20 protein-coding genes are annotated in these 23606 nt (G+C 66.3%); 7 read left to right on the top strand and 13 right to left on the bottom strand.

Annotated features, from left to right (window positions below; all coding sequences use genetic code 11):
- Positions 1-2: 2 nt before the first annotated feature.
- From KR541_RS22770 to KR541_RS22755, 4 genes are all read right to left on the bottom strand, one after another.
- Positions 3-2066 (bottom strand): NADH:flavin oxidoreductase, encoded by a 2064-nt coding sequence (locus KR541_RS22770; protein WP_006488987.1) that lies wholly within the window; start codon positions 2064-2066, stop codon positions 3-5.
- Positions 2067-2142: 76 nt separating this feature from the next.
- On the bottom strand, positions 2143-2676 hold the full coding sequence (locus KR541_RS22765) for a DUF5943 domain-containing protein (protein WP_204384436.1): 534 nt from the start codon (positions 2674-2676) through the stop codon (positions 2143-2145).
- A 138-nt stretch (positions 2677-2814) separates the two neighbouring features.
- Positions 2815-3786: a dipeptidase gene (locus tag KR541_RS22760; protein ID WP_050012295.1), complete on the bottom strand. Its 972-nt coding sequence runs from the start codon at positions 3784-3786 to the stop codon at positions 2815-2817.
- Between the two features lie 42 nt (positions 3787-3828).
- Positions 3829-5103 (bottom strand): serine hydroxymethyltransferase, encoded by a 1275-nt coding sequence (locus KR541_RS22755; protein WP_050012294.1) that lies wholly within the window; start codon positions 5101-5103, stop codon positions 3829-3831.
- Between the two features lie 355 nt (positions 5104-5458).
- On the opposite strand from KR541_RS22755, the gene KR541_RS22750 reads away from it, so the two are divergent.
- From KR541_RS22750 to KR541_RS22730, 5 genes are all read left to right on the top strand, one after another.
- Entirely contained in the window at positions 5459-6574 is a 1116-nt protein-coding gene (locus tag KR541_RS22750) for a GlxA family transcriptional regulator (RefSeq protein ID WP_124594757.1), read from the top strand.
- Between the two features lie 680 nt (positions 6575-7254).
- Positions 7255-7749, top strand: a complete 495-nt coding sequence (locus KR541_RS22745) for a hypothetical protein (RefSeq protein ID WP_235356161.1) — start codon at positions 7255-7257, stop codon at positions 7747-7749.
- Positions 7750-7759: 10 nt separating this feature from the next.
- Positions 7760-8296, top strand: a complete 537-nt coding sequence (locus tag KR541_RS22740) for a PAAR domain-containing protein (RefSeq protein WP_089489639.1) — start codon at positions 7760-7762, stop codon at positions 8294-8296.
- 4 nt (positions 8297-8300) lie between these two features.
- On the top strand, positions 8301-8948 hold the full coding sequence (locus KR541_RS22735; RefSeq protein ID WP_060734308.1) for a M35 family metalloendopeptidase: 648 nt from the start codon (positions 8301-8303) through the stop codon (positions 8946-8948).
- A complete protein-coding gene (locus KR541_RS22730; protein WP_252996673.1) occupies positions 8935-9393 on the top strand; it encodes an OmpA family protein in 459 nt (152 codons plus the stop codon). The genes KR541_RS22735 and KR541_RS22730 overlap by 14 nt, the downstream gene beginning before the upstream one ends.
- A 74-nt stretch (positions 9394-9467) precedes the next feature.
- Here the strand turns inward: KR541_RS22730 and KR541_RS22725 are convergent, their stop codons facing one another.
- Complete coding sequence (locus tag KR541_RS22725; RefSeq protein WP_050012292.1) at positions 9468-10877, bottom strand: discoidin domain-containing protein; 1410 nt, start codon at positions 10875-10877, stop codon at positions 9468-9470.
- Positions 10878-11143: 266 nt separating this feature from the next.
- Here KR541_RS22725 and KR541_RS22720 point away from each other — a divergent pair, with 266 nt between their 5' ends.
- Both KR541_RS22720 and KR541_RS22715 read left to right on the top strand, forming a co-directional pair.
- Positions 11144-12580, top strand: a complete 1437-nt coding sequence (locus tag KR541_RS22720; protein WP_216089802.1) for an aminotransferase-like domain-containing protein — start codon at positions 11144-11146, stop codon at positions 12578-12580.
- A gap of 188 nt (positions 12581-12768) precedes the next feature.
- Positions 12769-13527 carry a hypothetical protein gene (locus KR541_RS22715; RefSeq protein ID WP_050012290.1) on the top strand — a complete coding sequence of 253 codons (759 nt, stop codon included), beginning with the start codon at positions 12769-12771 and terminating at the stop codon, positions 13525-13527.
- Between the two features lie 129 nt (positions 13528-13656).
- On the opposite strand, the gene fdhA is transcribed toward KR541_RS22715, so the two are convergent.
- The 8 genes from fdhA to KR541_RS22675 form a co-directional block, all read right to left on the bottom strand.
- Positions 13657-14853 (bottom strand): formaldehyde dehydrogenase, glutathione-independent, encoded by a 1197-nt coding sequence (fdhA, locus tag KR541_RS22710; protein WP_011547090.1) that lies wholly within the window; start codon positions 14851-14853, stop codon positions 13657-13659.
- Positions 14854-15095: 242 nt separating this feature from the next.
- A complete protein-coding gene (locus tag KR541_RS22705; protein ID WP_050012289.1) occupies positions 15096-16286 on the bottom strand; it encodes an HlyD/EmrA/EmrK family protein in 1191 nt (396 codons plus the stop codon).
- The gene (locus tag KR541_RS22700) at positions 16286-18136 is read right to left on the bottom strand and encodes an efflux transporter outer membrane subunit (RefSeq protein WP_216089801.1); all 1851 of its coding nucleotides are present in this window, start codon (positions 18134-18136) and stop codon (positions 16286-16288) included. The genes KR541_RS22705 and KR541_RS22700 overlap by 1 nt, the downstream gene beginning before the upstream one ends.
- Positions 18137-18138: 2 nt before the next feature.
- Complete coding sequence (locus KR541_RS22695; RefSeq protein ID WP_050012287.1) at positions 18139-19077, bottom strand: glycosyltransferase family 2 protein; 939 nt, start codon at positions 19075-19077, stop codon at positions 18139-18141.
- A gap of 10 nt (positions 19078-19087) precedes the next feature.
- A complete protein-coding gene (locus KR541_RS22690) occupies positions 19088-20683 on the bottom strand; it encodes a DHA2 family efflux MFS transporter permease subunit (RefSeq protein WP_050012286.1) in 1596 nt (531 codons plus the stop codon).
- On the bottom strand, positions 20680-21963 hold the full coding sequence (locus KR541_RS22685) for a glycosyltransferase (protein ID WP_050012285.1): 1284 nt from the start codon (positions 21961-21963) through the stop codon (positions 20680-20682). The genes KR541_RS22690 and KR541_RS22685 overlap by 4 nt, the downstream gene beginning before the upstream one ends.
- A 17-nt stretch (positions 21964-21980) precedes the next feature.
- On the bottom strand, positions 21981-22550 hold the full coding sequence (locus tag KR541_RS22680) for a methyltransferase family protein (protein WP_050012284.1): 570 nt from the start codon (positions 22548-22550) through the stop codon (positions 21981-21983).
- Between the two features lie 67 nt (positions 22551-22617).
- Entirely contained in the window at positions 22618-23520 is a 903-nt protein-coding gene (locus KR541_RS22675) for an alpha/beta fold hydrolase (protein ID WP_050012283.1), read from the bottom strand.
- Positions 23521-23606: the final 86 nt, after the last annotated feature.

The following is a 23606-nucleotide window of genomic DNA, read 5'->3' as shown; positions in this document are numbered from 1 at the left end:
TTTTAGAAATCCTTCACGAGACGCAGCGAGTCGTAGATCGCGCCGTGGACGTTGTGCATCGAGATGCAGTCGCCGACACGGAACAGCAGGAAACGGCCGTTGCCGAGTTCTTCCGACAGGCACGGCTGCGGCTCGGCCGCGAACAGCGTGTGCGGATCGATCTGGCCGCGGTTCACCGATTCCGGCTTGAGCTTCCAGTACAGCTCGTCGTTCGGCGACGAGCCGTTCTCGATCACCACCTGGTCGACCGCGCGCTCTTCCAGTTCTTCCGTGTACTCGTTGCGCAGCACGGCGATCATCTTGCCGTTCTCTTCATAGACGCGATCGAGCATCGTGTTCGGCGTCGGGATCACTCCGAATGCGTACAGGCGCCGATAGAAGATCGGGAACGTGGTGCCGCCGCAGTCGTCGGCGACCTTCACGTCCGGCGTGACGACCTCGACCTTCGAGCCGCGGCTCGCCATGAAATCGGCCACGCCGGCGCCCGCATGCGTGCTCACGCCGTCGAACAGCAGCACGTTCTGCTTTGGCTCGACCTTGCCGGTCAGGATGTCCCACGAGCTGACGGCGAGGCCTTCGGCCACACCCCACGCCGGCACCTGCCACGTGAAGCTCGAACCGCCGGTGGCGAGCACGACGATGTCCGGCTTCTCGGCCATGATCATCTTCTCGTCGGCGGCCACGCCGAGACGCCGGTCGACGCCCAGGCGCTTCGTTTCCATGTCGAACCAGCGGATGATCCCCGACATCTGCTCGCGCTGCGGCGCCTTCGCGGCAATCATCACCTGGCCGCCGACTTCCGCGTTCTTCTCGAACAGCACGACGTCGTGGCCGCGCAGCTTCGCGACACGCGCCGCCTCGAGGCCCGCAGGGCCGGCGCCGACCACCACGACCTTGCGCTTCGGGCCGCGCGACTTCTCGATGATGTGCGGCATCGTCGCTTCGCGCGACGTCGCCGCGTTCTGGATGCACAGCACGTCGAGGCCGTTGTACTGGCGGTCGATGCAGTAGTTCGCGCCGACGCACTGCTTGATTTCGTCCTCGCGGCCGTCGCGGATCTTGATCACCATGTGCGGATCGGCGATCTGCGCGCGCGTCATGCCGACCAGGTCGATCATGCCGTTCGCGAGCAGGCGCTCGGCCTGGCCCGCATCGCGGATGCTCTGCGCATGCATCACCGGAATCTTCACGACCGACTTGATGCCGGCTGCGAGGTGCACGAACGGCTCCGGCGGCAACGCCATCGGCGGCATGCAGTTCGCGATCGTGTTGTGCGTATCGCCCCCCGAGCCGACCACGCTCAGGTAGTCGATCAGGCCCGTCTCCGACATCGCCTGCGCGATTTCCTTCAACGCTTCGTGATCGAGGCCGTCCTCGTGGAATTCGTCGCCGCACATGCGCAGGCCGACGCAGAAATCCTTGCCGACCGCCTCGCGCACGGCCGTCAGCACTTCGATGCCGAAGCGCAGGCGGTTTTCGAGGCTGCCGCCCCATTCGTCGGTGCGGTGGTTCGAACGCTTGCTCCAGAACTGGTCGATCAGGTGCTGGTGCGCGGCGGAGATTTCGATGCCGTCCATGCCGGCCGCCTTCACGCGCTTCGCGGCCGCCGCGAAATCGCCGATGATGCGGCGGATTTCCTCGATCTCGATGATCTTCGCGTTGCCGCGGTGCACGGGTTCGCGCACGCCCGACGGCGACATCAGGTGCGGCCAGTGCTCGCCGTGGAACGACGAGCGGCGGCCCATGTGCGTCGCCTGGATCATGATCTTCGCGCCGTGCTTGTGCATCGTGTCGGCCAGGCGCGTGAGCGGATCGATGATCTTGTCGGTCGACAGGTTCACCGATTTCCACCAGCCTTGCGGGCTGTCGATCGATACCGGGCTCGACCCGCCGCAGATGGCCAGGCCGACGCCCCCCTTCGCCTTTTCTTCGTAGTAGCGGATATAGCGGTCGCCCGGCAGGCCGCCCGGCTCGGCATACACCTCCGCGTGCGCGGTGCTGACGATCCGGTTGCGCAGCGTCAGCTGGTTCAGCTGCATGGGTTTGAACAGGTGGGGATAACGCATCGCTGGCGACCTCTGGCGTTCGAATGTCTCGTGTTGCGGGTGTTGTTCTGCTTCAGTGAATCAATGCGTCAGTGCATCAGTTCGCGATCGGCGACACTTCGAAGATGCAGTGATCGTGATGCTCGGCCGCACATTGCACTTCCTTCGAGTATGCGCGCGGCGCGCCCTTGCCTTCCGGCGTCGTGTCGTTGACCCAGTCCATCGCGCCCGCGAACCAGCCCGCGAACATGTAGCAGAGCTTGCCTTCCTTGCCCGGCTGCTGGAGCACGAACGACGAGTGGCGCAGTTCGATCTTCGCGCGGGCGCTCGCCGGGTCGGCCTCGATGATCGAGAACAGGCCCCAGCCGCGTTGCGACAGGCGCTTCAGGTAGTGCTCGAACACGGCCATGCCGGTCAGGCCGTGCAGCTTGGCTTCCTTGTCGCACCAGTGGTAGGCGGATTTGTAGCCGGCCTTGTAGAGGATCTCGGCATACGCGTCGACGCCGAGCGCTTCCTCGACGGCGACGTGGTTGTTCGTGAAGAAATGGCGCGGCACGTACAGCATCGGCAGCGCGTCGGTGGTCCAGACGCCGGTATCGGGATCGACGTTGATCGGCAGTTGCGGTTGCATCGTGGTGACTCCGTGAGGAAAGTGGCCGCGCAGCTCAGTGCGCAGGCGCGACATCGTCCGCGTGCCCGCGCGGCTTGCGCTGGCACGTCCCGATTTTTTTATGTTGAAACGACGAGTGCGGTTCGGCTCGGCGGGCGCTTACGCGCCCCACACGTCCTTGAACACGCGCACCCAGTTCTCGCCCATGATCTTGCGAATCCGCGACTCCTTCCAGCCGTGGCGTTCCATCGCGGCGGTCAGGTTCGGGAATTCGCCGATCGTGCGGATGCCGTCCGGGTTGATCACCTTGCCGAAGTTCGTCAGTTGGCGATAGCGGCCCTTGTCGTGCGTCAGCATGTCGAAGAATTCCTTCGCGAAATCCTGCGTGAAGTCCGTGCCGATGCCGACCGCGTCTTCGCCGATCAGGTTCACGACGTAGTCGATCGCCTCGATGTAGTCGTCGATGTTCGCCTCGATGCCGCGCTTCAGGAACGGCGCGAACATCGTCACGCCGACGAAGCCGCCCGCATCGGCGATTTCCTTCAACTGCGCGTCGCTCTTGTTGCGCGGATGTTCCTTCAGGCCCGACGGCAGGCAGTGCGAATAGCACACCGGCTTCTTCGAGAACGCGATCGCTTCCGACGACGTGTTGCCGCCCACGTGCGACAGGTCGACCATGATGCCGACGCGGTTCATCTCGGTGATCACTTCGCGGCCGAAGTCCGACAGGCCGCCGTCGCGTTCGTAGCAGCCGGTGCCGACCAGGTTCTGCGTGTTGTAGCAAAGCTGCACGACGCGCACGCCCATGTCGGCGAACGCCTCGATGTAGCCGAGGTTGTCCTCGAACGCATGCGCGTTCTGGAAGCCGAGGATGATCCCGGTCTTGCCTTCCTGCTTCGCGCGGAAGATGTCGTCCGTCGTGCGCACGAGCGTCAGCAGCTCGCCGTTGTCGCGGATCTTCTTCTTCATCACGCCGATGTTGTCGACGGTCTTCGTGAAGTTCTCCCACACCGACACCGTGCAGTTCGCGGCCGTGATGCCGCCCTTGCGCATGTCCTCGAACACCGGCTTCTCGAACTTCGAGATGTTCAGTCCGTCGATGATGATGCTGTCCTGATGCAGCGTGCTCATATCTGCTCTCGCTCGTGTGACTGTTCTTGTGGGGTGGGTCGATCAGTAGATCGGGAAGCGCTCGCAGAGCGCGAAGATCTCGCGGCGCACGCGCTGTTCGGTTGCCGGGTCGCCTTCCGGGTTCGCACGCAGCGCGTCGAACACTTCGAGGATCAGGCGGCCGATCTCGCGGAACTCCGCGACGCCGAAGCCGCGCGTCGTGCCGGCCGGCGTGCCGAGGCGAATGCCCGACGTGACCGTCGGCTTCTCGGTGTCGAACGGAATGCCGTTCTTGTTGCAGGTGATGCCCGCGCGTTCCAGCGCCTGCTCGACCGGCGCGCCCTTCAGGCCCTTCGGGCGCAGGTCGACCAGCAGCAGGTGGTTGTCGGTGCCGCCCGTGACGAGATCGACGCCGCCGGCCTTCAGCACTTCGCCGAGCGCCTGCGCGTTCGCGAGCACGCTGTCGATGTAGGTCTTGAAGTCCGCATGCAGTACTTCGCCGAACGCGACGGCCTTGCCGGCGATCACGTGCATCAGCGGGCCGCCCTGCAGGCCGGGGAACACGGCCGAGTTGATCTTCTTTGCAATGTCCTCGTCGTTGGTCAGCACGAAGCCGCCGCGCGGGCCGCGCAGCGTCTTGTGCGTGGTCGACGTGACGACGTGCGCGTGCTCGACCGGGTTCGCGTGGCGACCCGCGGCGATCACGCCGGCGATGTGCGCCATGTCGACCATCAGCTTCGCGCCGACACTGTCGGCGATCGCGCGAAAGCGTGCGAAGTCGAGCGCGCGCGGGTACGCCGAGAAGCCGGCGATGATGAGATTCGGCTTGTGCTCGTGGGCGAGCGCCTCGACCTGGTCGTAGTCGATGCGCAGCGTGTCGCGGTTCACGCCGTACTGGACCGCGTTGAACCACTTGCCCGACAGCGCCGGCTTCGCGCCGTGCGTCAGGTGGCCGCCCGCGTCGAGCGACATGCCGAGCACCGTGTCGCCCGGCTTGGCGAGCGCGAGCATCACCGAGCCGTTCGCCTGCGCGCCCGAGTGCGGCTGCACGTTCGCATAGCCGGCGTTGAAGATCTGCTTCACGCGTTCGATCGCGAGCGCCTCGACTTCATCGGCGAATTCGCAGCCGCCGTAGTAGCGCTTGCCGGGATAGCCTTCCGCGTATTTGTTGGTCAGTACCGAGCCCTGCGCCTCGAGCACGGCGCGCGACACGATGTTTTCCGACGCGATCAGCTCGACTTGCGACTGCTGACGCTCGAGTTCCTTCAGGATGGCGCTGCGCACCGGCGCGTCGCGCTCGGCAAGGGGCTGCGAGAAGAAAGGCTGAGTGTTCGACATAGTGCGTCCGTGACGAAGAATAAAGGGCTGCAACCGAAGCTCAAGGCCCGCCATCACTGGGTTTCCCGCTCGTCCAGTGCAAGGCTGCCGACGGCTCTATTCTTGTCGTTCGGATTTTCGGCGGATTGATGAATTTAGACGCGTTCTTTGCCTTTTCCGCCATGCGCGTCCGTTTTGTACAAGTGACCGGTCGTGCTTTTCGGGACGAGCGCCCGAAACGGTATCGATGGTTCACCTATGGACACGCACACCGGCAGTGCGTTTGCCGCACGTTCGCGTGCGGCTTCTCCCGGATACGGTGCAGTGCAGCAACGGCCCGATGCCCAGACAACGCTTGGAGCTAGGGTTTAGCCGTATGGCACGCTTGTTGCACTCGCTCACACAATACCGCAGCCCGATTCGTGCCCCGGGCCAAAAGCTATTAGAGATTCAAGGAACGCTCCCCATGTCGCCCGACCGCACAGCGTCGCTGTCCCACTTCGCGTTCATGCCGTTACCGAACTTCACGATGATCGCGTTCACCAATGCGATCGAGGTGCTTCGGATGGCGAACTACCTGAGCGGCCAGCCGCTCTACCGCTGGTCGGTGATCAGCCCGGACGGCGGTCCGGTCACGGCGAGCAACGGCCTCACGGTCGACACGGGGCCGGCGGAATGCGTGGGGCAACCCGACATCGTATTCGTGTGCGGCGGCGTCGACGTGCAGCGCGCGACGACGTCCGCCCACCTGTCGACGCTGCGTCGCTTCGCACGCATGGGGCTCCCGCTCGGCAGCCTGTGCACGGGCACCTATGCACTCGCGAAGTCGGGGCTGCTCGCGGGCTACGCGTGCGCGATCCACTGGGAGAACATGTCGGCGCTGAAGGAAGAGTTTCCGGACACGCGCTTCCTGAAAGAACTGTTCGTGATCGACCGCGACCGCATCACGTGCACGGGCGGCGTCGCGCCGCTCGACATGATGCTGAACCTGATCGCCGCGCGCGTCGGCACCGCGCGCGTCACGCAGATCGCCGAGCAGTTCATCGTCGAACATGTGCGCGACACGAGCGCGCAGCAACGCATGCCGCTCGTCGCCCGCCTCGGCTCGGCGAACAAGTCGCTGTTCGAAGTGATCTCGCTGATGGAGAACAACATCGAGGAGCCGCTGTCGCGCGAGGAGCTCGCGCGGCTCGCGAACATGTCGCAGCGGCAATTGCAGCGCCTGTTCCGCGAGCATCTCGGGATGACGCCGACGCATTACTACCTGACGCTGCGGCTGCGCCGTGCGCGCGAGCTGCTGCTGCAGACCGACATGTCGATCATGCACATCACGATGGCGTGCGGTTTCCAGTCGGCATGCCACTTCAGCAAGAGCTATCGCGACGCGTTCGGCGTCGCGCCGACGCGTGAGCGACGCAAGCAGGTGGCGCCGCTCGCGCAGGGTGCGGCGAGTGCCGGGCCGGCGTTTCCGGCGCATGTGCTGCATGCGTGAGGCGGGCGCTGTGCGGCAGGAAACATGCCGAGCGACTGCGAAGGCATGATCAAAAAAGCCAGACGGACGTTTCAGCCTTTCGGCGCGATGCTTTCGCGCCGCTTCAACTGACGGCATTACCGTTGTAATCGCCGACTTTCCTCTTCCCGGTGCGCTCCTGCCACAAGAAGACGTTCGCCGGAAATCGGCGGAGGGCGCACTGAACACGCCGCCCGTCCGCGCTTGGGAATTCCCGCTAGCGGACATTCCGATTCCATCGCGCAATCGCGCCCGCTGTCGTCCGGCGCGACGATAAGCGCGATCACGCGTTCGAAGTTGGCGGGAAGCTTTCGCGAGTCGCTTATTCAAAGCACAGCACGCTTCGGAATCGAGTAATTGACGCCTACTCAATATTGCCGATTGTCACGGCGTCTCTTTTCAGTCGGAATCCAAACTAAAATCATACTTGTCCGATAGACACGGCAACAATTCCCGGCGAACGTTCATAGCTCGTTCATGCATGAGATATCCGAGCCCATGACAGAAAAAGAACAAGCCGATTGTCCATATTTTCTTCACTCGTCGATCCAACTTTACGCGATGGTTCAGCACCTGAGCACCACGCGGCCCTGCGCACCCGGCACGATCGATTCAGCATATAGCGGCAATATGCAAATGGTCTGCACGAGTGATCCGTTCATTTGCACCTACCTTTCACCGTTGATGCAGTCATAGGTTCGCGGACGCTTGCGCACGACGACGACTTCTGGCCAATCGATTTCCGGCAGGTCGATACCCGTCATTTCATGGAGCAGCATGGCCGGCTTTTGATCGCCGTGAACTATGCGTATGCGGCGACCGGAGGCCGTCTGGTGGTTTCCGATGCAGGCTATCCGCTGATGACCTACACGTTTGCATCCTTCGACGTGCCGGTCGAGCATCGCGACCACTTCACCATCCGCTTCCCTGACAGCGTGGTCGATCGGATTGAAACCGCCTATTCACGAGCCGGACTATCCGAGTTCGTCAAGACGCTCGACATGATGGATACATGGACCGCCGAGCAAATCGCCGATGCAGAGGCCGAAGCATTGGCACATATGCCACCGACCGTCGTCATTGAAGGCGCGGAGATCGATCAATACGCGATTTACGATCCCGATTCGGTCGACTGGATCTTTACCAACTTCGATTGAGGAAACGACCATGAGTCGACGAGCAGCAAGAAATGGGGATCCGACGACAACGGGCGGTGTCGTCATCGCGGTGACGTCCACGATGTTCAATCACGGCAAACAGGTAGCCTTGGATGGCGACAAGGCGACATGCGGAAATTGCGAAGGGGCGTTCCCGATAGTGGGCGGCGCACAGCGCATGATTCACCACGGGCGATGTGTTGCGCTGAAGGGTGACGCCGTATTGTGCCCATGCGGTCGAAACCGACTGATCGCGGGGAGCGACAGCACGATTTTCTATAGCGACAGCGGTAGCGGAAATGCAGCGAACCGGTTCGCTGCGGGTTCGGCAGTGGCGCCCACGCGGCACATGGCGGCACCCGGTATCCACGACGACCAATTCGTGATCCGCGACGTGCGGACAAAGCAGCGATTAAGCAACGTGCGCTATTGGATCAAGGATCGAGCCGGAAACGTACTTGCAACGGGCGTGAGCGATCGGCATGGTTGTACCGCACGCGTGCAAACCGAAGACGCGCAAATTTTGAAGCTGGTCATCGAGGACTGAGAAGATGGGAAACCAAACTACCGTTGCCGAGACAACGACAAACACCATTGAGGGCTCACAGCGATTCGCAGACGTCGACTTGCGTCCGATCTGCGAAAACATGACGAACTCGGAATTTCGCAAGATGTTTGCGGTAGCACAGGGGCGCGCAGTCGATCGATTGACGATTCGCATCGCCGACTTGAAAAAGTGGTCAAAGCAAGACAAAGATCGCGTGTTCAAGTGGTTCGGTCGAGACGACGACAAAACTCGAATGCATTTGCTCACGGGTTTAACGAAGGTACTTGGCGTAGTTCGGGCATTCAATGAAAACAACGTCGTTCGGAGCGGTAGCGCCGGCGATCTAGCGACGGGTTGCACTCCTCATCCGCGCGGAACGATTAACGAGGCCGCTCACGTGTGTGCGCCTGACACAACGACGCATACGATCGCGATTGGCGAGCGATTCTGCACGATGCGCCCGTGGACCGCGAATGCCGATTCGCACGTATCAACTATCATTCACGAAGCGACTCATTTCCACGACACTATGTCGTCAACCGATGACCAATACACGATTACCCCGTTGCTCCCTGGGTGGGGACGATCACATCCCAAGTTATCAATCAACAACGCCGACAGCATCGCGGGGTACGTCGTTGACATTGACTAAATTCCTTACAGCGCTCGCGTTGAGCTGCACACAATCGGTATTGGCATGTGAAGGTCCGTCGAACTTGCCGGGTTGGGATTTTGATGTTCGATTCAGCAAGGATTCGAGCGACCTATCCATCGCCGAACTGGCGAAACTGTCAGTATGGTCGACCGACATGCGCAACCGCTTTTCGATTATCGATGCGGTGTCGATTGTCGGACTGGCGGAATCGACGGAGCAAGATCCGAAGGCTCTAGCTCAACGACGTGCCGCGAACGTCAAGGCAGCATTGGATCAATTTTCGATTTATGGCGAACGAAATTCCATCATCGCGCGGATCTATAGGTTGCCGTTTCCCGCGAGCGAGTTCGACGATACGGGGCGTCGCGTCGAGATCACGTTCGGCCCGGGATGCCCTGACCACTGCTGCCCGAACCTGAACCCGATACCCAAGACACACTGACACGGCACGGTCCATTTACCGGCCCGCACAACGCGGGCCGTCCTCCCCTGCCTTTCACACCTTCCCGCTAGCGCTTACGATCCCCACACCTGCATTTCATCGAGCGAATACCCCCACTGCGTCGCCCGCTTCGTGCCAACCATCCGTACGTAACGGCCCTGTCCGTTCAGGTTCGGCAACGTCACGTGCCCATACGACACGCCATTGCTCGTCGAATAGATCGTCGTCCAGTTCGCGTTGTCGTTCGACGTCTGGATCTGGTAGACGAGTGCGCCCGCATCCCAATACAGATCGATGCTGCTGATGGTCTTCGTCGCGCCGAGATCGACGGAGATCCATTGCGGATCGACGCCAGTGCCTTCCGGCGAATCCCAGCGCGTGCTCGTCGTGTTGCCGTCGAATGCCTTGTCCGGCGTGAGCGATGCGTTGTAGCTTGCCGACGCCGCGGCCGGCCGCCCCTGCGACAGCAGCGTGCGTGCCGCGGCCGCGCCGCCGTAGTAGTTCGCGCCGAGCTTCGCCTTCGTCGCATCGGCATTCACGCCGAACTGCGACAGGCTCCAGCGCTGGCCGGTCGTCACGTCGCCGACGTAGAGCTGATAACCACCGGCCGTCGTCGACGAGAAGAACAGGTAGTTCGTACCACTGACGGGCGCCGGGTCCGAGTTGTTGCTCATGCAGTCGTTGAGCGCCAGCGCGCTCGGCGTCGAGGCCGGGTCCGCCGTCTTCGCATAGATCTGGTCGGCCCCGCCGCTGTCCTTCCAGCGCGCGTAGTACACCATGCCGTCCGCGCGCACGGTCGGGTAGTACGTCTGCAGCCCGGCCGGACGATCGAACACGGCGGTCGCGCCGGTCGCGATCGTGCGCTTCATCAGCCCCATGTTCGAGCCGGTGCCGGTCGCGTAGTACACGGCGCTCGCGTCCGGCGCGAGGAACGGCATCGAATATTCGGCGCCGGCCGGCGCGTTCGTCAGGCTCACGACCGACGTGAACACCGGGCCCGCGCTCGTGTACGACAGCGTCGCCTGCTTGACGTCGCCGTTCTGCTTGAACACGAGCGTCTTGCCGTCCGTGCTGAACTTCGGGTCTTCGTTGCGCGTGGCGCCCGTGCTGTTCGTCATGTTGACGGGCGGCGTGCCGGCGCCGAGCTGCAGCATGAACACGTTCCATGCGCCGTTGCGGATGCCCATGAACGCGAGCCACTTGCCGTCGGGGCTGAACACGCCGTTCATCGGATCGGTGATGCCCCACGCGCTCTTGCTGAGTTGCGTCAGCGTACGGGCCGAGAAATCGTAGAGGAACAACTGGCTCGTGCCGTCGCCGTACTTGACGTAGCTGTGATAGACGAGTTTGCCGGTCAGCGCGGCGGGGAACGTCGCGTTCGGCTGGGCGGCGGGATTGTTGACGCAGGCTGCGGCGGCCACGCCGCTGAACAGATTGAGGGCAATGCCGGCCGCGAGGCCCGCGACGAGGGTCTTCAATGTCACGCTGGATACTTCCGGGTAAGGTAAGGACGCCGCAGAAAAGGACTCGCGCGACACGCGCGGGCGTCACGGATTCGCGGTCGGGCAGCGTGAATTCCGTATCGGTCGGACAGCGGGAACAAAGCTTGCGAGAGGATGCCCGTTTGTCAGACGAAAGAACAGGATCAGAGCGCCGATAAAACATACGGATCAGCGATGTGGGGCGCGCTTGCACGTGACGGCTGCCGTACTACTCTTTGTCATCGAGGTCGATGGCCGGGAGAACGCGCATGAAGCGCTATGCGGTGCTGGCACAGACGATCGCCGACGCGATCCGGCGCGGCGATCTGGCGCCCGGCGCGCGCATCCCCACCGTGCGGGCCGCATGCCGCGCGCATCGCGTGAGTCCTTCCACGGTGTTTCGTGCGTACTACGCGCTCGAAAGCGAGGGCCTGATCGTCGCGCGGGCGCGCTCCGGCTATTTCGTTGCGAACGTCGCGGACAAGCACGTGCGGTTCGCGCGCGATCCGCCGCGCAAGCCGGGCGCCGCGCAAAACGACGCCGCGCAACCCGGCGACGACGATGCGCTGTTCCGTCTGCTCGACTCGCTCAAATGCGACGACATCGTGCCGCTCGGCTCGGCATTCGCGAGCTATTCGCTGTTCCCGATGAGCAGCCTGTGGCGCCAGGTCGCGTCGGCCGCGCGCCACATGGACCGCACGAAACTGCTCGAAGGCTTGCCGCCCGGCAACGAAGCGCTGCGCCGTCAGATCGCGTTGCGCTACCTGAACGCGGGCGCGTCGCTGCCGCTCGAGGAAATCGTCATCACGACGGGCGCGACCGAAGCGCTGATGCTCAGCCTGCAGGCGCTGACGCGCCCGGGCGACATCGTCGCGATCGAACGGCCGGCCTTCCACGCGGTGCTGCAAGCCGTTCAGAGCCTGCATCTGAAAGCGGTCGAGATTCCGGTCGACCCGCGCACGGGCCTCGACCTCGACGCGCTCGCCGAGGCGCTCGACACGCATCCGGTGCGCGCGTGCTGGTTCATGACGTCGTTCCACAACCCGACCGGCGCGACGCTGACCGACGAGCGCAAGCGCGCGCTGATCGACCTGCTCGCGTCCCGCGGCGTGCCGCTGATCGAGGACGACGTGTATGGCGAATTGCAGTTCGGCACGGCGCCCACGCGCCCCGCGAAACTGTATGACGACAGCGGGCTCGTCCTGCATTGCGGGTCGTTCTCGAAATGTCTCGCGCCCGGATTCCGGATCGGCTGGGTCGCGGCAGGCCGCTTCGTCCGGCAGATCCGCAAGGCCAAAGGCGCGAGCGCGCCGGCCGCCGACGTACCCGCGCAGATGGCGATTTCGAGCTACCTGCGCGACGGCGCATACGACCGCTTCCTGCGCAAGCTGCGCCGCAATCTCGCCGCGCACCAGGCGCAGATGCTGTCGGCCGTACGCGCGTACTTTCCGGCTGACACCGAAGTGTTCGCGCCACGCGGCGGATATTTTCTATGGATTGAACTGCCGCCGCACATGGATGCGATGCACCTGTTCGACGATGCGATGGAGAACGGCGTGAGCATTGCACCCGGACCGATCTTCTCCACGACCGGCGGCTTCCGCCGCTATTTGCGACTCAATTACGGTCGGCCGTGGACACCGGCGGTCGAGCGCGCGCTGGAGACGCTCGGCACGCTCGCGGCCCGACAGCGGCACGGCAGCTAGGACGAAACGTACGGAGCGGAATGCGCGACATGCGCCTTGCGTTTCGTGCGCGAACGACCAAGAATGAAGCAGCAGGCAGACGTGGACGAACGGGTTCCACCCGTCCGATGTTATGGAGAATCCCATGAGCACCGCATGCGAACGACCGCCGATCTCTAGCCCGACGATCGCGCCCGTCGGTCGCTGACATGCGTGTCCTGCCTAGCCGCAGCGTCCGCGCGCGCGATGCCTGGCGTGCCGTGCTGAATGCGCGCGCCGAATCGCGGCACGCGACGTGCTGCCGCTGCCGCGAATGCGGCTTCGTGGCGTTCCGCGCGCTCGAGCACTGCCCCGTCTGCGGTCAATGGAACGGGCCGTTCGAACCGATCCGACACACGTCGGCCGATGCGCACGCCGCCCATGCGCCGCGATCGTTTCACACGTGGTCGTCACGCATCGCCCGCGCGATGCGCAACGCGGCTTTCCAGCGGCCGCGCGCGTCGAGCGCGCCGATCCTGAGCATCCTTACGCTCGTGCTGCTGGTCGGCGGCTACGTGGCGGTCGACCAGACCTGCAAGGCCGATCCCGTTTGTCGCGGATCCGGTGCGCCGGCCGCCGTCGCGACCGAAACCATGCTGCCCGCGTCGAACGATCCGTTGCTGCCGGTCGTGCCGGCACCCGTCTACCCGTTTCATTCGCCCGATGAAACGCAAGTGGCGGCCAGTCTGCCACCAGGCGCCCCACTCGCAACCCAACCTGCTCGCAAGATGGCCATTGCACAAGCCGCGCCATCGTTGCGCCCGCCTGACCGGACGCGCGCCGGCGCGGTCCGCATGGCCGACTGGAAAGGCAGCCGCGACACCGCCCATCGCACGCGTGCGATCCGCCGCGTCAGCGTGCACACCGGGCGCACACGTCGCGCCGCGGCCAGCAACGCCGAACTCGCGAAGCTCTATCGCGGCCACTGAGCGTGACCCGGGCTCGGGCTCAGCGGTCGTCGCGTTGCACTGCCGTCACCGTCGCTCCCGCAACGAAAAAACGGGCGGCCCGTTTCCGGAACCGCCCGCTTCGCGTGGTGCGCGTCGAACGCTAGCGCATCACGCCGCCAGCAACCCGTGCGGGTCGATGACGAATTTGCGCGGCGCGCCGCCGTCGAACTTCTTGTAGCCTTCCGGCGCCTGGTCGAGCGAGATCACTTCGACGTTGACGATCTTCGCGATCGGCAGCCGGTCGAACAGGATCGCCTGCATCAGGTTGCGGTTGTACTTCAGCACCGGCGTCTGGCCCGTGAAGAACGAATGCGACTTCGCCCAGCCGAGGCCGAAGCGGATGCTCAGGCTGCCGTGCTGCGCGGCCTTGTCCTTCGCGCCCGGATCGTCCGTCACGTACAGGCCCGGGATGCCGATCGCGCCGGCCGGGCGCGTGATTTCCATCAGCGAGTTCAGTACCGTCGCGGGCGCTTCCTCCGAATGGCCCGACGAGCCGTGGCCGTGCGCCTCGAAGCCGACGCAGTCGACCGCGCAATCGATCTCGGGCACGCCGAGAATCTGCTCGATCTGCTCGCCGAGCGACGCGTCCTTCGACAGGTCGACCGTCTCGAAGCCCATCGCCCGCGCATGCGCGAGGCGTTCCGCGTTCATGTCGCCGACGATCGTCACGGCCGCGCCGAGCAGGCGCGCCGAGGCGGCCGCCGCCATCCCGACCGGGCCCGCGCCCGCGATGTAGACCGTCGAGCCGGGCTTCACGCCCGCGCTCACCGCACCGTGATAACCGGTCGGCAGAATGTCGGACAGGCAGGTCAGGTCGCGGATCTTCGCCATCGCCTGGTCGCGATCCGGGAATTTCAGCAGGTTGAAATCGGCATACGGCACGAGCACGTACTCGGCCTGGCCGCCGATCCAGCCGCCCATGTCGACATAGCCGTACGCGCCGCCCGCACGCGACGGATTCACGTTCAGGCACACGCCCGTATGCGTGTCCTTGCACATCGCGCAGCGGCCGCACGCAACGTTGAACGGCACCGACACGAGATCGCCGAGCTTCAGCGTCTCGACGTCGCGGCCCACTTCGACCACTTCGCCGGTGATCTCGTGACCGAGCACGAGGCCGACCGGCGCGGTCGTCCGGCCGCGCACCATGTGCTGGTCGGAGCCGCAGATGTTCGTGCTGACCACTTTCAGGATTACGCCGTGGCCGATCGCGCGGCCGCTCGGGTCGACCATCTTCGGATAATCGATTTTCTGGACTTCGACCTGGCCCGGCCCAAGATAGACGACACCTCGATTGCTGCTCATCGTATTGTCTCCATGTCTCGTTGGATGGCGCCGCGGCGCGCCGGCGCCATGCGGCGCACGCGCAACGTGCTGTTCGAGAGTAGTCCGGGAGGCAGGGGCGCCGATGTCTCAAACGCGACATGCGTTTGATCGGCGCCGACATCGATGGCGGAAATACGAAAGTCGGGCGGGAATCTACCGGGCGCGAGACACACAGGGGCCGGACCGGCCGTTGCTGCCGGCCGCGCCCCGACCGGCAGCCGCTACCCGCCCTGATTCTCGCGGATGATCGCGGCGGCGGCCGCTTCCGCGTCGCCCGCGACGCCGTCGTGCACGCGCGTGCTGACGGCGGGCGTCGGCGGCTCGCTGTCGAGCGCGTGGCCGTTGCGGTCGTGCGTGTCGACCGTCGCGCGCATCGACAGCCCGACGCGCAGCGGATGCGCGGCGAGATCGCGCGGATCGAGCGCGATCACGACCGGCACGCGCTGCACGACCTTGATCCAGTTGCCGGCCGCGTTCTGCGACGGCAGCATCGAGAACGCGCTGCCCGTGCCGGCCGAGAAGCCCTGCACGCGGCCGCGATAGGCGATGCGCGAGCCGTAGAGATCCGACACGACCTCGACCGGCTGCCCGACGCGCATGTGGCGGATCTGCCCTTCCTTGAAATTCGCGTCGACCCACAGCCGGTTGAGCTGCACGATCGACATCAGCGGCACGCCTGGCCCGACCTGCTGGCCGACCTGCACCGAGCGCTGCCCGATCGTGCCGTCGACGGGCGCGACGATCGTCGTGCGTTTCAGGTTCCGGTACGCAAGCTTGAACTGCGCGGCCGCCTGCATGACGGCCGGGCTTTCGTCGACAGGCAGCTTGCTGCCGAGCGCGCGCGCCGCGTCGAGCTGTGCCTGCGCGGCCGCGAGGTTCGCCTGCGCGCCGGCCACCGCCGCGCGCGCCCGCGCCAGTTCTTCCGGCGCGACGATCTCGACCGATGCGCCCGAACGCGCGGCGAGCGCGCGCTGCGCGAGCGACAGGTCGGCTCGCCGCGCATTCACGGCCTCGACGTACATCGTGTTCGAAATCCTCGCGTTCGCGACCTGGCGCACGGCCTGCGCGAGCTGCGCCTTCGCCTGCGCGAACGCGACGGACGCCTCGGTGTCGTCGAGCTTCACGAGCGTCTGCCCCGCGCGCACGGCCTGCGTGTCGGCAACCACCACGTCGGTCACCGCGCCCGGGATCTGCGCGGCGACCTGAACGATGCTGCCCGCGACGTATGCGTCGTCGGTGTCTTCGTAGTACCGGTCGCTCAACAGCCAGTACGCGATCCACGCAATCGCGGCCAGCAGCACGATCGCGAAGAACACGGTGAAGCGCTTGCGGCGCGTCGCGCGGCGCGCGTCGAGGGCCGGATCGTTCAGCGCGGCCGGCGGCGCGGCGGAATGAAGGTTGTCGTGGTGCATCAGTCGCTTTGCGTAACGATCAGACGATCGTGCTGGAAGACGGGAATCGCGGGCGTCGACGCCGAGCCCGGCATCGGGCTCGCCGAGGCCGTGCGCGCGAGAACGGGCGTGCTGCGCGGCATCGCGTCGGGGCGGGAGGCACCGACCGTGGACGGGCGCGCGGGGTCGTCGCATCGGACGGATTCGGGCGCGGACGCGGCCCGCGTCGTGGCAGCGGCCGGCGACATTGCCGTGCGCCCCGCTTGCGAGTCGTTCGACGGGCCCGCCACCGCAGCCCGGTTCGCGGCCATGGCAACGGCCGCCCCGCGCCGGGCCGCCCCGCTACGCGCCCGCTGCACGGCCGACGCCTGCGCCTGCGCGACCGTTGCGCCCGCATCGAACCCGCCGCCCAGCGCGCCGATCAACCCGACGCGCAATGTCCGCTGCTTGCCGAGCAGCGCGATCATCTGCGCGCGCTCGTCGATCAGCGTGAGATCCGCGACATCGACGTCCTTCTGCATCAGCACGCCGCGTCGATGCCGATCGGTCGCGATCTGCACGATCTTCTGCGCGGCCGCGACCGCATCCTGCTGCTGCGCGACGAGCGTCTGCGACGTCTGCAGCGACGTGACGAGCTGCGCGACCTGCCCGAGCGCGTCGTCGACGGTCTTGTTGTACAGCCCGATCGCGACGTCGGCCTGCGCGACGTCCGCGCCGAGCTTCGCCTTCAGCCGGCCGCGGTCGAAGATCGGCAGCGAGATCGCGGGGCCGACGGAGCCCGCGAGCGAATCGCGCGAGAACAGCGACGCGGGCGTCAACGCGAACACGCCGCCGAGCGCGACGAGGTTCACGTCCGGATAGAACTGCGCACGCGTCGAGTCGGCATTCGCGAACGCGGCCTCGACCCGCAGCCGCGCGGCGACGATATCGGGCCGGCGGCCCAGCAGGTCGGCCGGCAGCCGGGCGGGCACCGCGCCGCCCGCGAACGCGCCGACGCGCGGCCGCTGCAGCGCGAGCCCGCGCTCCGGGCCACGGCCCGACAGCACGCCGAGTTGCAGTTGCGCGAGCTTGATCTGCTCGTCGTTCAACGCGATCTGCTCGAGCAGTCGACTGCGCTTGATCGACGCGTCGCTCGCATCGTACGCGTTGTCGAGGCCGCGCGCGGTACGCTCGCGCAGCACCGCCGTCACGCGCTGGCTGATCTTCAGCTTCTGCTGCAACAGGTCGCGCACCGCGTACGCCTGGTCGAGCTGGCAATACACGGTGACGATCGCGACGGCGAGCGTGAGCCGTACCTGTTCGGCCTCGACGCCGGCCGCGTCGCGCAGCGACATCAGGCTCTTCGTCGCCGCGCGGTTCTTGCCCCACAGGTCGAGCTGGTAGTTCAGCCCGACGAAGATCGACGACGGCGATACGTTCGGATCGCCGAAGATCTGCACCGGCACGCGATAGCCGCCGGCCGTGACGTCGGCGATGTCACCGGGTTTCGGCATCCGTGCCCGGCTGATCGTCGCGCCGGCCGTGCCGGTCAAACCGGTCAGCGAATCGAACTGCTGAAGCTGCGCCTGCGCGATCCGCAGCCGCGCCTGTGCGACCTGCAGATCGGGGCTGTGCTGCGACGCCTCCGCGACCAGGTCGTCGAGCTGCGGATCCTGCAGCTGCTTCACCCAGTCGGGCGCCGGCCACGCGCCGTTCGCGCCGGGGCCGGCCGTCCGTGCGAGCGCATCGTCGGCCGGCGCGCGCAGCGACAGCGACGGCAGGAAGCCCGACGGCACACATCCGCCCAACGCGAACAGCATGGCCGCCGCCGCGACCATCGAGCCGCCCTTCGCGCCACGCGCCGAACCTGCCGCTTTCGTCGAACGCCGCATCGTCACCCCTGCCGAACGCGCTGCGCCCGCGCAGCCAGACGCGGCCGCGTGCGCTCGAGCGGGCCGAGCCGGCCGAACAGGCCGTCCGCGACGCCGAACAGGATGCCGGCCAGCTTCGCGCGCTTGTCGCGCTCGACCAGCGCGATCTGCACGACCTGCCACAGGGTCAGCAGGTTCGGCACGAGCGCCACCGGAAAACGCAGCCCGTACTGCATCCCGAGCTGCACCGCATTGCGCGCGCTGTAGTAGCGCCGTTGCCACGAGTGATTCATCGACGTCATTTCAAAAGGGCCGATCGCGTGCCGCTGCTTTGCGCCGATCCGATGCGTCAGCACCAGCGACGGCACGACATAGAGCGGCACGTTGCGCGACAGCGCGCGGAAGCTGTATTCGGTATCAACGTGATCGATGAACAACGTTTCGTCGAAACGGCCGAGCACGTCGAACGCGTCGCGCGACACGACGCAGCCCGACGAAATCAGGAACGCGCAGCGCTGCATCGGCGTGCCCGGGTCGATGTGCAGGCGGCGCACGCCGATGCCGTTCGTCGCGAGTTCGGGCAGGAAGCTGCGTGCGTTCTCGTCGAAGATGCGCGGGCCGGCCAGGAACGCACGCCCGGCAAGCCCCGCGCAGACGTCGCGCATCGTCGGAAAATAGGCAGCCGGCACCGACGAATCCTGGTCGAACAGCGCGACCGCGTCGATGCGGTCGCGAAACAGCGCCGCGAGCCCCGCGTTGTACGCGCCCGCGATGCCGCCGCGATTGCCGTGATGCAGCAGCGCGATGCCTTCGCGTGTGCACAGTTCACGGGCCCGCGCATCGGGCTGCGGCGTATTGTCGACGACGAGCAGCGCGTCGCACGCGTGCCGCCATCCGCGCAACGCGTCGAGCTGCGCGTCGCTCGGGTGATACAGGATCACGAGTGCGCCGAGTGTCGTCATGGTCTGCTCCTCAATGTCCGAACGATGCGGCCGCGCCGCGTTTCGGCCGCGTCAGCCACATCATCGCGGCGAGTGCGACACACGTCATGCTCGCCATCCAGAACATGTCGTTGGTCGCCATCATGTAGGCCTGCTGCATCACGACGTGATGCAGCGTCGTCAGCTCGCGCACGCCGTCCACGCCCATCGCGTTCAGCGCATGCACGAAGCGTTGCGTGTTCGCCGACGCGTGCGTGACCGATTGCGACACGACGTCGTAGTGATAGGTCGCGCGGTTGTCCCACAGCGTCACGCTCATCGCGGTGCCGAACGCGGCCGACAGCGTGCGCAGGAAATTCGACAGACTCGACGCGGCGGCGAGCCGGTCGTCCGGAATGCGCGACAGCGTCGCGGCGGTCAGCGGAATGAAGAAGCACGGCAGCCCGATCCCCTGGATCAGCCCGGGTGCGGCGATCTGCGCGAACGTCATCTTCAGCGTGAAATGGGCGTCCCAGGCGAGCACGGCCGCGAACACGAGGAAGCCGAACGTCGCGAGCACGCGCGCGTCGAAGCGGTGCGCATGCAGCCCGACGAGGATCGAGAACACGAGCGCGAGCACGCCGAGCGACGCGGTCGCGAGCCCCGCATGAAACGCGTTGTAGCCCATCACGGCCTGCATCCACAGCGGGAACACCACGCCGACCACGGAGAAACTCATCATCCCGAGCGAGATGATCAGCACGCAGAACGAGAACGTGCGGTCGCGAAACAGGCTCAGATCGACCACCGGATGCGCTTCGCCTGCTTCCCAGATCAGCAGCGACACGATCGCGAGCGCCGCGACCACCGCGAGCGTGACGATCAGCGGCGAATCGAACCAGCCGCGGTCGTGGCCGAGATCGAGCATCGCCTGCAGCGAGCCGACGCCGATCACGAGCAGCACGATGCCCGGCACGTCGATCGGACCGGCCGCGCCGCGCTGCGCGTCGGGGCGCAGCATCGCGGTGCACACCGCGAACGAGAACAGCCCGATCGGCAAATTGATCAGGAAGATCCACGGCCACGAGAAGTTGTCGACGATCCACCCGCCGACCACCGGCCCGAAGATCGGCGCGAGCAGCACCGTCATCGCCCACAGCGCGAGCGCGATCGTGCGTTGGGTTGGAGGAAAGGTGCGCAGCAGGATCGTCTGCGACAGCGGCACCATCGGCCCCGAGCACAACCCCTGCAGCGCGCGGCAGATCACGAGCACGTGCAAGTCGCGCGCGAGCCCGCACAGCAGCGACGTCAGCGTAAACAGCAGCACCGCGCCGACGAACAGCCGCAACTCGCCGACGCGGCGCGCAAGCCAGCCGGTGAGCGGCACCGCGATCGCGGCCGCGACCGAATACGAGCTGATCACCCACGTGCCCTGGCTGTTCGACACGCCGAGACTGCCGGAGATCGCCGGCACCGCGACGTTGGTCACGGTCGAGTCGAGCACTTCGATGAAGGTCGCGAGCGACAGCGCGAACGTCAGCAGCGCGAGCCGGATGCCGCGCACCGGCTGCGCGGCGGGCACCGGCGCCGACACGTCGAGCGCGGACGGCGCGACGGGCCCGTCGTGCAGCGGCGATGCGGTGCTCATGTGCCGGCCACCGCGACATCGGCCCGCGCGGCCACCCGCCCGCGCTTCGGCACGAAGCGTTCGATGAAATCGGCGGCCGCGCCACAGCCGTCCGGCGCGGCCGCAAGCAGCGCACGCGTACGCGCCGCATGCACCGCGAACGCGGGTTCGTCGAGCACGCGCGCGAGCGCCGCGCCGAGCCGCGCGCCGTCGAGCGGCCCGTCGACCCGCACGCCGCAACCGTTCGCGACGACGCGTTGCGCGTTGTCGAACTGATCGTGCGCGAACGGCGTGACGACCTGCACGATCCCGGCTTCGCACGCGAGCGCCGCCGTGCCGATGCCGCCGTGATGCACGAGCGCGCGGCAACGCGGCAGCAGCGTGCGCATCGGCACGAAGCGGCGCACGAGCAGCCGGTCGCCATCCTGCGCCGCATCGTGCGGCGTCAGCAGGATGCCGCGCGCGCCGGTCGCGCGCAGCGCGTCCGCCACCGCACGCGCATACGCCGCGTGATCGACGAGGGTCGAACCGGCCGTGAACACGACCGGGGCTTCGCCTGCCGCGAGAAACGCATCGAGTGCCCCATCATCGTCGGAGGTCGAAATATCGTTGAACAGCGGAAAACCGCTTTGCAGATGGTTCGACGGCCAGTCCGGCTGCGGCGGCGCGAACCACTGGGGAAACAGGCACAGCACGCCGTCGGTCGAATGCAGCCAGCGGCCGAGCACGCGCCGCGCGGGCGCGAGCCCGAGTTCGCGGCGCACCGCGTCGAGCGCCGGGCCGCACACGCGGTCAAGCACCTGCCGCTCGATCAGCGTCATCAGCGCCGACTTCACCGGCAACGGCCAGCGCGCCGGAATCGTCAGGCGCGGATGAGTCGGCGGCGCATGCGCGGACAGCAGCGTCGACGGCGATACCTGCACCGACACGTACGGCGTGCCGTGCAATTCCTGCATGAAGCGCGCGGAGAACGCCCATAGCGTGCCGACCAGCACCGTGTCGGCATCGGTCAGCGCGCGCAGCGCGTCGTAATGCGGGCGCAGCGTCGGCGCGATCACCTGCCACAGCGTGCGGAACGACGTACGCGGATCCCACAGCGCGGGGTTCGCCATCGCCGCGTCGTAGTCGGCCGCGGTGCCGACCGGCACGAACGCGAACCCGCAGCGGCGCACGGCCGCCTCGAACGGCGCGTGCGTGCAGAACACGACGTCGTGACCGCGCGCGGCGAGCGTGCGCGCGACGCCGAGCAACGGATGCACGTCGCCCGCCGAACCGATCGCGGTCACGATCATCTTCGCCATCGCGCGCCTCGCGGGGGTCAGTAGAAGCCGGGGATCAGCGCCGCGACCTCGCGGCGGTACTGCGCATAGGCCGGCCCGAAATACCCGGTCAGCCAGCTCTCCTCGACGCGCACCTTGTACGCGAGCGACGCGAACACGAGCAGCACGCCGAGCGCGCCGCGCCATTCGCCGCCGATCAGCGCGGCGCCGACCAGCGCGATCAGGCAGCCGGTGTAGATCGGGTGACGTACGAACGCATACGGCCCCGTGCGCACGAGTTCGTGGTCTTCCTTCAGCGTGACCGACACGCTCCAGTTCGTGCCGAGATGCAGCCGCGCCCATACCGAGAACAGCAGGCCGGCCACCAGCACCGCGAGCCCGCACTGCGCCTGCAGGCCGAAGCGCTGCCAGTCGGGCGCGAGCGCCTGCCACGACGGATCGGGCAGGATGATCAGCGCGCCGCCGACGATCAGCGGAATCGACTGGAGCGTGCGCGAGCGCGATGCCTCCTTGCGTACGGTCGTCTTGACGCGCTGCGACGTGGCGATCCAGTAAGCGAGCCACGCGGCCCACGGAACGACGATGGCGATGGTCTGAACGATATTCACGGCTGGCCTGCCTCGTTGGGATGGGAATTCGGATGCGCGGGACGTGCCCGCTGCTCGACGGACGGCGTCACGACGACAGCGCGTGCATCGGCGCGGGCACGCATGCGTGCGCGGCGGCACGTGCGATGCCGGCCGCGGCGGGCGCTTCGCCGCAGAAGAAATCGAGCAGCGCGGTACGGGTGGCTTCGCGCTGCGCGCGGCCTTCGATGTCGAGGAAATGGCCTGCGTCGGGCACCGTCGCGAACCGTGCGCGCGCCACATGCGCGCCAAGCTGCCGCACGTCGGCCGGCGTCGTGTATTCATCGCGCTCGCCGTTCAGGAACAGCAGTTCGCAGCCGATGTTCGAGAACTCGCTGAAGTAGCGCTCGGGCTGCAGCGACAGGATCTGGTCGACGTGGAACGCGACCTGGTCCTGCTCGTCGCGCGGCAGGCGCGTGAGATAGCGGTAGTTGTACAGCTTCATGATGCGCGGCAGATAGCGGCCGACCGTGTCGTTCAGCAGCTGCGCGGCCTTCAGGTTCTCGCCGGCCGCGATGTGGTCGCGGGCCCGCGTCACGTAGTCGATCATCGCGTCGTTCAGGAACGGCGAGAACGAACAGATCGCCGCGCGCCGCACGCTCGGGCAGCCGCGCGCGAGCGCGAACAGCGACGCGACGCCGCCCCACGACACCGACACGAGGAACGCCGGCGCGAAGTGTTCGACCAGGTACTGGAGGATCGCGGCTTCGTCGTCCTTGGTCAGGATCGAGCAGCCGGGGTTGTGCTGGCGCGACTGCCCCGCATACGGCAGGTCGAAGCAGATCGTGTTGATCCGCTCGCCGAGATACTGGACGGTCTGGCCGAACGACGCGGTCGTCGCGAGCGCGCCGTTGACGAGCATCGCCGTGTCGAAGGCCGGATCGAACACGTTCCGTTCGACATAAACCTTCAGACCATTCGGCAGCGGGACCACGTGTTTTTCGGTCGGCATCGTCGTTCTCCGGTGAATGCGGCGTCTCGACGTCGCGGCATGCTGCAGCTGCGCAATGGCTGACGTCGGGCCCGTGCGCGATCGAT

This window comes from Burkholderia sola, assembly GCF_905400185.1.
GTDB lineage: Bacteria > Pseudomonadota > Gammaproteobacteria > Burkholderiales > Burkholderiaceae > Burkholderia > Burkholderia sola.
Note: the sequence above shows the minus strand (reverse complement) of the source record. Positions and strands in the feature narration are given on the sequence as shown.

Coding starts and splice junctions, on each gene's coding strand:
- KR541_RS22770 (WP_006488987.1), bottom strand. CDS start 2,066: ATGCGTTATCCCCACCTGTTCAAACCCATGCAGCTGAACCAGCTGACG.
- KR541_RS22765 (WP_204384436.1), bottom strand. CDS start 2,676: ATGCAACCGCAACTGCCGATCAACGTCGATCCCGATACCGGCGTCTGG.
- KR541_RS22760 (WP_050012295.1), bottom strand. CDS start 3,786: ATGAGCACGCTGCATCAGGACAGCATCATCATCGACGGACTGAACATC.
- KR541_RS22755 (WP_050012294.1), bottom strand. CDS start 5,103: ATGTCGAACACTCAGCCTTTCTTCTCGCAGCCCCTTGCCGAGCGCGAC.
- KR541_RS22750 (WP_124594757.1), top strand. CDS start 5,459: ATGGCACGCTTGTTGCACTCGCTCACACAATACCGCAGCCCGATTCGT.
- KR541_RS22740 (WP_089489639.1), top strand. CDS start 7,760: ATGAGTCGACGAGCAGCAAGAAATGGGGATCCGACGACAACGGGCGGT.
- KR541_RS22735 (WP_060734308.1), top strand. CDS start 8,301: ATGGGAAACCAAACTACCGTTGCCGAGACAACGACAAACACCATTGAG.
- KR541_RS22720 (WP_216089802.1), top strand. CDS start 11,144: ATGAAGCGCTATGCGGTGCTGGCACAGACGATCGCCGACGCGATCCGG.
- KR541_RS22715 (WP_050012290.1), top strand. CDS start 12,769: ATGCGTGTCCTGCCTAGCCGCAGCGTCCGCGCGCGCGATGCCTGGCGT.
- fdhA (WP_011547090.1), bottom strand. CDS start 14,853: ATGAGCAGCAATCGAGGTGTCGTCTATCTTGGGCCGGGCCAGGTCGAA.
- KR541_RS22705 (WP_050012289.1), bottom strand. CDS start 16,286: ATGCACCACGACAACCTTCATTCCGCCGCGCCGCCGGCCGCGCTGAAC.
- KR541_RS22700 (WP_216089801.1), bottom strand. CDS start 18,136: ATGCGGCGTTCGACGAAAGCGGCAGGTTCGGCGCGTGGCGCGAAGGGC.
- KR541_RS22695 (WP_050012287.1), bottom strand. CDS start 19,077: ATGACGACACTCGGCGCACTCGTGATCCTGTATCACCCGAGCGACGCG.
- KR541_RS22690 (WP_050012286.1), bottom strand. CDS start 20,683: ATGAGCACCGCATCGCCGCTGCACGACGGGCCCGTCGCGCCGTCCGCG.
- KR541_RS22685 (WP_050012285.1), bottom strand. CDS start 21,963: ATGGCGAAGATGATCGTGACCGCGATCGGTTCGGCGGGCGACGTGCAT.
- KR541_RS22675 (WP_050012283.1), bottom strand. CDS start 23,520: ATGCCGACCGAAAAACACGTGGTCCCGCTGCCGAATGGTCTGAAGGTT.